Source organism: Pedobacter sp., assembly GCF_035566355.1.
Classification (GTDB): Bacteria; Bacteroidota; Bacteroidia; order Sphingobacteriales; family Sphingobacteriaceae; genus Pedobacter.
The window spans coordinates 1-10494 of record NZ_DATMRL010000720.1 but is presented as its reverse complement, the minus strand read 5'-3'; the positions used below and the strand labels follow the sequence as shown (position 1 = coordinate 10494).

At 42.5% G+C, this 10494-nt stretch carries 11 protein-coding genes; 10 read left to right on the top strand and 1 reads right to left on the bottom strand.

Going from position 1 to position 10494, the window contains the following annotated elements; translation table 11 throughout:
- From VNZ46_RS28230 to VNZ46_RS28205, 6 genes are all read left to right on the top strand, one after another.
- Window positions 1–965, top strand: a 965-nt coding sequence (locus VNZ46_RS28230) for a hypothetical protein (protein WP_325564853.1), incomplete at its 5' end; no start/stop codon positions are given.
- Window positions 955–1962, top strand: coding sequence for a VWA domain-containing protein (locus VNZ46_RS28225; protein WP_325564852.1), 1008 nt, complete (start codon window positions 955–957; stop codon window positions 1960–1962). The genes VNZ46_RS28230 and VNZ46_RS28225, both read left to right, overlap by 11 nt.
- 4 nt (window positions 1963–1966) lie before the next feature.
- Complete coding sequence (locus VNZ46_RS28220) at window positions 1967–3007, top strand: VWA domain-containing protein (protein WP_325564850.1); 1041 nt, start codon at window positions 1967–1969, stop codon at window positions 3005–3007.
- Window positions 3004–3768 (top strand): tetratricopeptide repeat protein, encoded by a 765-nt coding sequence (locus VNZ46_RS28215; protein ID WP_325564848.1) that lies wholly within the window; start codon window positions 3004–3006, stop codon window positions 3766–3768. Before VNZ46_RS28220 ends, VNZ46_RS28215 begins: the two co-directional genes overlap by 4 nt.
- Before the next feature lie 5 nt (window positions 3769–3773).
- Window positions 3774–5591 carry a BatD family protein gene (locus VNZ46_RS28210; protein ID WP_325564846.1) on the top strand — a complete coding sequence of 606 codons (1818 nt, stop codon included), beginning with the start codon at window positions 3774–3776 and terminating at the stop codon, window positions 5589–5591.
- Window positions 5592–5595: 4 nt separating this feature from the next.
- Window positions 5596–6168 carry a tetratricopeptide repeat protein gene (locus VNZ46_RS28205; RefSeq protein ID WP_325564844.1) on the top strand — a complete coding sequence of 191 codons (573 nt, stop codon included), beginning with the start codon at window positions 5596–5598 and terminating at the stop codon, window positions 6166–6168.
- Here VNZ46_RS28205 and VNZ46_RS28200 read toward each other — a convergent pair.
- Complete coding sequence (locus VNZ46_RS28200; protein WP_325564842.1) at window positions 6115–7365, bottom strand: glycosyltransferase family 4 protein; 1251 nt, start codon at window positions 7363–7365, stop codon at window positions 6115–6117. The two genes, VNZ46_RS28205 and VNZ46_RS28200, sit on opposite strands and share 54 nt — an antisense overlap.
- A gap of 99 nt (window positions 7366–7464) precedes the next feature.
- Between VNZ46_RS28200 and VNZ46_RS28195 the strand changes: the two genes are divergently transcribed.
- The 4 genes from VNZ46_RS28195 (at window position 7465) to VNZ46_RS28180 (ending at window position 10453) form a co-directional block, all read left to right on the top strand.
- Entirely contained in the window at window positions 7465–8046 is a 582-nt protein-coding gene (locus tag VNZ46_RS28195) for a tRNA-(ms[2]io[6]A)-hydroxylase (RefSeq protein ID WP_108550152.1), read from the top strand.
- A 734-nt stretch (window positions 8047–8780) separates the two neighbouring features.
- Complete coding sequence (locus VNZ46_RS28190; RefSeq protein WP_325564840.1) at window positions 8781–8987, top strand: DUF6266 family protein; 207 nt, start codon at window positions 8781–8783, stop codon at window positions 8985–8987.
- A 60-nt stretch (window positions 8988–9047) separates the two neighbouring features.
- Window positions 9048–10136, top strand: a complete 1089-nt coding sequence (locus VNZ46_RS28185) for a helix-turn-helix domain-containing protein (protein ID WP_325564838.1) — start codon at window positions 9048–9050, stop codon at window positions 10134–10136.
- A 74-nt stretch (window positions 10137–10210) separates the two neighbouring features.
- Window positions 10211–10453: a hypothetical protein gene (locus VNZ46_RS28180; RefSeq protein WP_325564836.1), complete on the top strand. Its 243-nt coding sequence runs from the start codon at window positions 10211–10213 to the stop codon at window positions 10451–10453.
- Window positions 10454–10494: the final 41 nt, after the last annotated feature.

The window sequence follows — 10494 nt, the reverse complement described above, 5'->3', positions numbered from 1 at the left end:
CGTATTTTAATTTGAGTTGCAGCGTATTGCTGTTCTTTGTATTCCTGGGTTACAGCAGTCAGGCACAAAACATCCAGGTCAATGCAAAACTGGACAAATCTTCCATTTCTATGGGCGATCAGACCACACTTTCTCTCAGCGCAGCCTTGCCTGTTAAAGAGAAGATCAGTTTTCCGGCCCTCACCGACACCATTTCTTCCAAGATCCAGATCGTGAAGGCCGGCAAAACCGACACGGTTTCAGATCCTAAGAGCCCAGGTTTACAGACCATTACCCAGCGCTATATTATTACTTCTTTTGATGCGGGAATACAGGTGGTCCCTGCTTTTAGTTTTCAATCCGGAACGCAGCATTTTGTAACGGCTTCCATTCCACTTGAAGTAATAGCTGTAAAAGTAGATACCACAAAAGCCATCTATGACATTAAGCAGCCGCTGGCCGTTTCCTATTCCTGGATAGACTGGCTTAAAGACCATTGGTTATGGGTTGCAGGTCCAGTCCTGCTGATCGTTGTACTGGCTGGTGTGATCTATTACCTGAGGAAAAGACCTAAGAAAGGACCACCACCAGTTGTTGTACCCATTGTACCGCCTGATCAGCTGGCTCTGAATAAATTGCAGTCCATCAAAGATCAGAAGCTCTGGGAGCAAGGCCATATTAAACGTTATTATAGTGAACTGAGTGATGTGATCCGGGAATACCTGGAAAGCCGCTACCAGATCAAGGCACTGGAACATACTTCCGAAGAGATCTTTCTGGAGCTCCGGCACAAAGAGATGCCCCAGCAGCAACGGGCTAATCTGAGGCAGATGCTGAACTTGGCCGATTTAGTGAAATTTGCCAAAGAACGTCCGCTCAATACAGAAAATGAGCTCAGTATGGAACATGCTATAGGTTTTATAAAGCAAACGAAAGAAAGTCCAGTTAGGCCTGAAAATAAAGCGTATAGAAGTCATGATGAATAGTTTTAAGGGGATAGAATTTGCACAGCCAGGTTTTTTCTGGTTATTACTGGTCCTGCCTTTTATGATTGCCTGGTACATTTGGAAAAACCAAAAGCTGCAGGGTACCTTGCGTATTTCGGCTATTCATGGATTTTTAAAGGCCAAAAGAAGCCCCAGACGTATTTTAAGACATTACAGTATTGTGCTGCGGGTACTGGCACTTGGTGCCCTGATTGTTGCCCTCGCCAGACCGCAATCTGCTTTCAGCTGGCAGGACTCTACAACAGAGGGCATCGATATTGTGATCGCAACAGATATTTCGGGAAGTATGCTTTCGGAAGACTTGAAGCCCAACCGCCTGGAAGCTGGTAAAAATATTGCCATTGATTTCATTAAAGACCGACCAAATGACAGGATTGGCCTGGTGGTATTTAGCGGAGAGAGTTTTACCCAATGCCCTTTAACCATTGACCACGATGTCCTCATTAATTTGTTTAAAGGCATCAGCAATGGTATGATTGAAGATGGTACAGCTATTGGTATGGGATTGGCAACTGCAGTAAACCGTTTAAAAGACAGTGAGGCAAAAAGTAAAGTAGTGATCCTGCTCACCGATGGAACTAATACCACAGGTTCTATTCCACCCCTTACCGCTGCAGAAATTGCCCGGCAAATGAAGGTAAGAGTATATACCGTAGGGGTGGGTACTAAAGGTTATGCACCTTATCCGGTAAAAACGCCATTTGGTATACAGTACCAGCAGGTACCTGTAACCATAGATGAGGCGATGCTGAGTAAAATTGCAAATATTACTGGAGGCCAGTATTTCCGGGCCACCAATAACCAGAAATTAAAACAGATCTATGAACAGATAGATAAGCTGGAAAAGGCTAAGATTGATGTGACCCAGTACCACAAAAAGACAGAGCGTTTTCTGCCTTTTGCGCTGCTGGCCGGAATCCTGTTGCTGCTTGAATTTTTATTAAAGAATACGGTGTTTAAAAGCGCCTTAAACTAAGGATATGTTACGTTTTGCACAGATAGAATTTTTATGGGGCCTGGTGCTTATACCACTGTTCATTATCCTGTATCTGGTGGTGCGCAGGTGGAAAAGAAAAGCCCTGAAATCTTTGGGGGACAGAGAAACTGTTGGAAAGATCATACCCGAGGTATCTTTCTCCAGACCGGGGATTAAATTTGTATTCTTCCTGATAGCTTTTGCAGCCTTGGTCATTGGACTTTCAGACCCTCAGATCGGGACCAAAATGGAAGAAGCTAAAAAGAGTGGTTCAGATCTGATCGTATTGCTGGACGTGTCCAACAGTATGCTGGCCGGGGATTTGGCACCAAACAGACTGGAGAATGCGAAAAGAGCGATTTCTCAGATGATCGACAACCTGCACAATGACCGGATAGGGATTGTGATCTTTGCCGGGGAAGCCTATGTGCAGTTGCCCATTACCACAGACCATTCGGCAGCTAAATTGTTCTTAGACAATATCAATACGAATATTGTTCCTACCCAGGGCACAGCCATTGGTGCTGCCATCGATATGGGTTTAAAAACTTTCGATCTGGTAAGCGGTACAAGTAAAGCGATGATCCTGATGACCGATGGGGAAAACCACGAGGACGATGCTGTACAGGCTGCCGAAAGGGCCAGGAAAAAAGGCGTAACTATCCACGTCATCGGTTTGGGTTCACCGGAAGGGGCACCTGTACCGATTTATAAAAATGGCAGTCCTGTGGGCTTTCATTTGGATGAAGCGGGTAAAACTGTGGTGAGTAAATTGAATGAAGATATGGGCAAAGAAATCGCTGCGGCTGGTAACGGTGTTTATGTGAGGGCTTCTAACGCCAACAGCGGTCTGCCTTTAGTGATGGCACAGGTGGATAAAATGCAGAAAAATACTTATGATAGTAAAGCTTTCAAGAATTATGAAGACCGGTTTCAGTTCTTTTTGGCCTTGTGTTTTGTTTTACTGATCATCGAGTTCTTTATTTCCAGCAGGAAAAATTTAAAGTTAAGCGGGGTGAATTTGTTTGAAGTAAGAAAGCCATGAAGCAATTTATAATGATGCTGCTCCTGGTTGTTCAGGGGACAATGCTGTTTGCGCAGCAGGAAAAAAGGGAGATCCATAAAGGGAACCAATTGTACAACGAGCAGAAGTATGCAGAAGCAGAAGCGAGTTATCAAAAATCTTTGGAGAAATCCAAACAATCTGTAGCGGGTAATTTTAATCTTGGGGATGCCTTTTATAAGCAGAAAAAGTTTGATAAGGCGGCAGAGCAGTTCAATGCACTGGCTTCTTCCTCTAAAGATGCCGGGGTTAAAGCGCAGGCCTATCATAACCTGGGCAATACGCTGATGGAAAATAAAAAGTATGAGGAAAGTATAGAGGCCTATAAGAAATCTTTGATGAATAATCCTAAAGATGATCAGACCCGGTACAACCTGGCTTATGCTATGGAAAAGCTGAAACAGCAGCAACAACAAAACAACAAGAACAAAGACAATAAGGATCAGAAAAATAAGGACCAGAAAGATAAAAATAAGGACCAGAAGGATAAGGACGATAAAAATAAAGACAACAAAGACCAGAAGGATAAGGATAAGAAAGACCAGGACAAAAAGGATCAGGACAAGAAAAATCAGGATCAGAAAGATCAGCAGAACGGGCAAAAACCACAGCCTGATAAGTTATCTAAAGAGGATGCAAAACGCATGCTGGAAGCTTTAAACAATGAAGAAAAGAACACGCAGGACAAATTAAAAAACAAAAAAGCAACCGGGGCAAAGGGTCGTATTACGAAAGACTGGTAAAACAAATGAAAGTTAGACATTATATATTATTGGTTTTGGTGCTGTTTACAGGAACCCTGTTTGCAGCCGATATTAGGTTTACAGCCTCTGTAAGCAAGACGGAGGTAGGTACAGGTGAACCTTTTGAAATCACGTTTTCTGTTAACGCAAACATCGAGCGTTTTGGAGCACCTGCATTTAATGGTTTTCAGGTGGTTTCGGGTCCCAATCAGAGTTCCAGCATGACCTCTATCAACGGAAATACTTCGATGAGTATGTCGCTGAGCTATGACCTGGTGGGGGTTAAAGAAGGAGAATACACCATTGGGCCTGCTACTATTGTGGCTGGTGGTAAAACCTATCATTCCAATGCGGTAAAAATAAAGGTGGTTAAGGGCCGTGCGGTTCAGCAAAATACCCAGTCCCCGTCTGCTGGCGGCAATGCACCTGCAGTTTCTTCGGCGCCCTCTGCAGATCTTTCCAAAAGTCTGTTCATTAAAGCTGTAGCCAGTAAAACCAATGTATACCAGGGTGAACAAATTACGGTGAGTTATAAATTGTATACGAGTGTCAATCTGGTAGACAATGCATTAGACAAATTGCCGGATTTTAATGGTTTCTGGAGCCAGGAAATTAAAAACAACAGCCAGCGCGTGGACTGGACCATAGAGAATTATAAAGGGGTGAGCTATCATGTGGCTACACTCAAACAGATCATCCTGTTTCCGGAACGTTCCGGAAATCTGGTTCTCGACCCGCTCAGTATGACTTTTCTGGTGCGGCGCGCTGTGGCATCTAATGACATCTTTGATCAGATGTTTGGTGGAGGTTCTTACCAGGACGAGAAGTACAAAGCCAGCAGTGCCCCTGTAACCATACATGTAAAACCACTGCCGGAAAATGGTAAACCTGCAGATTTCCAGGGAGCAGTTGGAACTTTTGCCATCCAGACTGCTGTAGATAAATCCTCGCTGAAAGCGAATGAAGCATTAAATTATACAGTTAAAGTTACTGGGGCAGGTAACTTAAAACTACTCAATGCCCCTAAAATGAATTTCCCCGAAGGCATGGAGAAATACGATCCAAAGGTAACGGATAACATTTTGGAAAGTGAGAAGGGGGTTACTGGAAGCAGGGAGTATAAATTCTTGCTGATTCCAAGGAAAGAGGGGAATTATACTATTGCACCAATGAAGTTTTCTTATTTTAATCCGGCTACCCAACGTTATATGTCTCTTTCTTCAGAGCCTTATACGATTAAAGTGGCTAAGGGAGATCCGGGAACCAATGTAACCGCTTTTTCCGGAGCGAATGAGCAGGAAGCCAATTTGCTGAAAAAAGATATTGCGGGTATAAAAACAGGTGCACCGGACTTGTATAAGGACGAGGAAGCTTTTTATGGTTCTGTGGGCTACTGGCTGTTGATTCTTATTGGTCCTCTGGCTTTTATCGGCGCCAGACTATTTAGAAAACAGCAGGCTGAAAACAACAAAGACCAGGTGAAACTGAAATGGAAAAATGCCAATAAAATTGCTGCGAAGCATTTGGCTATTGCAGGTAAACAACTGCAGGCCGGAGATAAAAAAGCTTTCTACGAAGCGGTATACAAAGGTTTATATGGTTATCTGAGTGATAAGCTGAACATCTCTGCTGCAGATTTGAACCAGCAAAATATTGCAGAACAATTGCAGCTGCGTCAGGTAGATGCTGTATTGATCAGCCGTTTAACCGATACGCTTAATCTTTGTGAAATGGCAAGGTATGCACCAGTTACGGGAATTTCAGAACAAGAGGTATTTGATAAAGCCAGAAGTATAATCAACGATATTGAAACACATGCTTAAGGATATGAAGAACAGAATTTTGATGGTGCTGCTGTTGGTACTTCCTTTGTTTTCAGCAGCAAATGAACAGGTTAAGGATCTTTTTACAAAGGGGAATGTTGAATATGCTAAAGGGCAGTACCGGGAAGCTGCAGAAATCTATCAGCAAGTACTGAAAATGGGTTATTTGTCGGCTGCGGCTAATTTTAACTTAGGCAATGCTTACTATAAACAGGGCGAGTTTGCTGCTGCACGGTCTTGTTATGAAAAGGCGCATCAATTGGCACCTGCAGACCGGGATATTGAACTGAACCTGCAGTTGTCAAGATTAAAAAGCGGAGATAAAACAGAACATTTGCCGGAGCTCTTTTTTGTACGCTGGTGGAAAGGCCTGGTTTTCCTGTTGTCTTTTTCCTTTTTGAGTATCTGGAGTGTGCTTTGTTTTTTAGGTGGATTCGCTGTGCTGATTTATTACCTGTACGCGGGTTCGGTATCACTTAAAAAAGCGGCTTTCTATGCCGGGATTTCTATGGTGGTAGTCGGTTTAGTTTTTATGCTCTTTGCCGGGGTCCAGACGCATTTTTTCCTCAATCCATAAGGACATATATTTGGTGCTGTTTAGGCTTTGATGTTGTAAGATCTGGCCGATAAAGTTATGCTGGCGGTGTAGTTCTGATGTTGCGGAGAGGTCCTGCAGGGTTTTGATCAGTCCCATACCGTTGTGCACATTGGCATAACGCTGGTTTAGGATGTTGATGCCATTTTCACGCGCCTGGGTCCACAGATCTTTGTGCTGGTAGAGCTGAATAGCTTTTTGGATAAAGTTCTCTTCCTGGTCTTCTATGGCACCGTTCCAGTCCAGGTTCCCTTTCATAGCCTCTGCGCCTATTGTGGTGGTTACCGATGGAGTACCGGTTTGCATGGCATCAATGAATTTTCCTTTTACCCCCGCACCAAATTGAACGGGAGCCAGTAAGATTCTATGTTTTTCAATGGCTTCCCGGGCGTCTTTTGCACGTCCATGAACATAAAAATGTTCTTTTGCATTGTGCAGCTGTATAACCTTTTGTGATGGATATGCACCATAAATATGCAGACCTGCGCCCGGAATTTTTCTACGGAGCAAGGGCCAGATTTTTGTTTTTAGGACCTGAACGGCATGCCAGTTGGGCTCATGCAGAAAGTTGCCGATAAAGGTAAAGCCTTCCCGCTCTTCGAAACTTTTCCAGTTTCTAACCTGGGTTTCTGTGAGTTCCTCTTCTAGAAAAGGAAGGTAATGGAGTAAAGAGGGGTCTATACGGAACTGCTCCTTTAGCAATGTTATTTCCATTTCAGAGATGATCAGGGAGAGGTCGCACCTGAGTATAGCGGCAATTTCTCTTTTGGCCAGGTCTGAATAGAGGTTTGTATGGCCTGTTTTAATGGCTAGCTGCCTGGCCTGACGTAAAAAGTGCAGATCTTCTGTATCCAGTATTTTTAATGCTCCGGGGCATTCCTGATGTACCCGCCAGCCATATTGTTCTTCTACCATGAAGCGGTCGTAAAGAACCATATCGGGCTGGAGCGTTTTGATGAGTTCGTTAAAGCCGGAGTCATTGAGTCTGATGGGATATTCTGTGACCTGCAGACCTTTCAGATCATAACTGAATTCGCTTTTTGATGCTGCTGAAGCAAAGGAAATGTGGTAACCTGTACGGTGGAAGAGTTTGATCAGTTGAACGATTCTTGTGCCTGCTGCTGATGATTCAGGCTCGGGCCAGACCAGTCCAATGATCAATATCTTTTTTTGCTCCATTTCTTTAAATTCTAGCCAAAATTAGCTGTTTTTAATGCATAATTTTTAATCCCTGTGATTATTCCTAATTTTGGGGACGAAGAATTTACAGATCACCTCATGCTTGGATTAAAATTATTGACAGACCCGCGATGGGCAAATATTGCTGAATCAAACTTAGAAGAAATTTTATCGGACCATGCGTGGTGCGAACAAAAAGCGGCTACAAATGCGATTACACTGATTGCCAATAATTCTGAACATATGGATTTGGTGGAGGAACTGACTGCAATTGCCATAGAGGAAATGCAGCATTTTCAAATGGTGGTGGAGATTATTAAAAAAAGAGGGTACACGCTTGGCCGGGAACGCAAGGACGATTATGTTGGGCGTTTGGTGAAGTTTAGCCGCAGGGATGGCAGCCGAAATTCTGCGTTTATTGATCGTTTGCTGTTTGCAGCCATGATTGAAGCGAGAAGCTGCGAGCGTTTCCGTGTATTGTCATTGAATATTAAGGATCAGGAACTGGCCAAATTCTATCATGACCTCATGGTGTCGGAAGCGGGTCATTATACGACTTTTTTAAATTTTGCACGTAAGTATACCATTGATGTGGATGTGGAGAAACGCTGGAAAGAATGGTTGGAATTTGAAGGTGAGTTGATCCAGAGTTTTGGAAATAAAGAAGCGATTCACGGTTAGGGAGGTGGACTTGGAGGAGATAAGTGGCGGTCAGGGATACATCAAGTCCGTATCTAGTTCGGTGCTTGTTCGGAAAAAGGGAGCCTTTTGTGGGCTTGATACGGACTTGATGCGCATCTGATACGGACTTGTCCGAAGGAAAGGGGCTTTGTGTCTTACATGTTTCCGTTAGCCAAGATTTTGATTTATAAATAGAAACGCGGTCAATCCACTATCCAGGGCTTGTGCTGCATCCAGCATTTGCGATAGGGGGCATCACTATCAGGAGTTACTTATTTTTGAATGTTATTATCTATTGACGTCCTTATCATATTGTTTATCGTTCTGTAGGGTAAATTATGATTTAAGAACGAAATTGCCTGTTATTTTGAAGACAAGGGCTAGTATAAGAAGTGCAAATATTATATCAAATATTATTATGAAGGTGCGTTCAGACTCACCGCCAGGTGAAAAAGATTCGTGTATGGAATATGGTAGCATATTAAATGCATTTGGCCGACCTAATACTGCCCATAGAAATAAAGCTGCAGTTGTTGTAGCAGTTATTAGGGCAAATAACTTCGATCTATGAATATGCATCATACTAAGATAGCAAGTTTACTATTATTTTTTTATATCCATTTTCTTTCGCACAAAGACATATTCAGATAGTTCCGCTAACATTGCGTTCTACTTATTTAATATTGGATTATCGTCGTAAAAATTGAATATTTATTTCAGCTCAATAAGGAGGTATGGACAAGTTCGTTAAGTTTTACAATCCGGAAAAGAGGAAGTTTATAAGCTTAAGAAAAATTGCAAAGAGAGCAGACGGAGAAGCGAAGTTGGTGCTTCCAACTCGCTTTAGTGGAGATAGGGTATACATTTGGATGGGATTTATAAGTGTGGAAGGAACTGCAGTAAGTACAACGCTTTATGTGGGAGAGGTTGGCTTGGGATAAATCCTTTAATGCGAGCTAAGTTCAATTTATTACTTTATTTTTGGAGAAAACTGAAATACCATGAATGCTTTTTTGATGTGCTTTTCTGCCGGAGGGTGTTTTTTGCTTGGTTTTCTGTTGTTCTTTCATCCTTTAAAGCAAAATACGGTTGCCAATAGGTGGCTTGCTCTTTTTGTGTTGATTATGGGCACCGCATTTCTCGGCATTTATTTCGGCAGTAACGTGTTGAGCAGTTTAGAATTTTTATTGCCGCCCTGTCTTTACCTGAGTACGCTTTATTTTGTTGAACCTTTAAGGGTCTTCAAAAAGAAAGATGGCCTTCATTTTGTGCCTTTTCTGCTCTGTCTGGGTTTGCAGATGATGTGGCTGCCGGAAAATGGAGATCTGATGACAGCCTCGCTCTTTGAAGTTGGAAATTTTATTTTTTTTACCCGCGATTTACTGCCCTTTCAGTTCCTTGTTTATATCATCTTATCTTACCGCGCGTTGAACCTACATCAAAAGAATTTAAAATTAATTACTGCTGCGCCGAAGGAAATAGACTTGGACTGGCTCCGCTATTTTCTGCTCATTTTGAGTGTCATTTCTGTTTTTTGGATCAATGATGCGGTGTTTGGGTTTTCTTTTTTGTTGAAGGTCATGCCTGTAATTTATACCAGCTCTGTTTTTTTTCTGGCGTATTTTTCCATCCGGCAAAACGCAGTTTTTGCTTTCAATAAAACAGACCTGAAGGAAATCTCCGACTTGCTGGAACAACTTTTAACTGATGAAAGACAAAAAACAGAAAGGCTCAACGATAAAGAGTTTGCCGTATTCTCGGAAAAATTAAATCAGCTTATGGTCGGGGATCGGGTTTTCCTAAATAACGAATTAAGTCTTCCGGGACTGGCAAGCCAACTGGGATTAAGTATTCATGATACTTCTTACCTGATCAACAGGCTTACTGGAAGTAATTTCTACACCTTTATTAACCAAAGCCGAGTAGAAGAAGCCAAAAAGCAGCTCATTGCAGGCCGTATGGAGAACCTAAATATGGTAGGAATCGCTTTTGCCTCAGGATTTAACTCTAAGACCGCTTTCAACACGGCATTTAAAAAATACACGGGCTGTTCGCCAACAGCGTATGTTAAACAGCAAAAAAGCAATTAATATGTTCGGGTGGATAAATGCGAACATGTGGCTGGGCTCTCGTGAATAAATTTGCGGATAAAACTGCAAATGTTATGAAATACAAAATCTTACTCTGTTTTTTAATGGTGATGTGCTTTACAAATATGCTCAACAGTAGCGCCTGTACCATATTTATGGCCAATGATGGAAAGCATGTCTGGGTGGGTAACAACGAAGATGAGGTACCTTCCCTTACTTACAGGTTATGGTACTACCCTGCACTTGATCAGCAGCACTATGGGTATATGATCTGGACTGAACTCTCGGCGGATGAAAAACTGAATAATATCATGTAGAAAAATCCACAGGGTGGGATGAATGAGTACGGGGTGTTTAT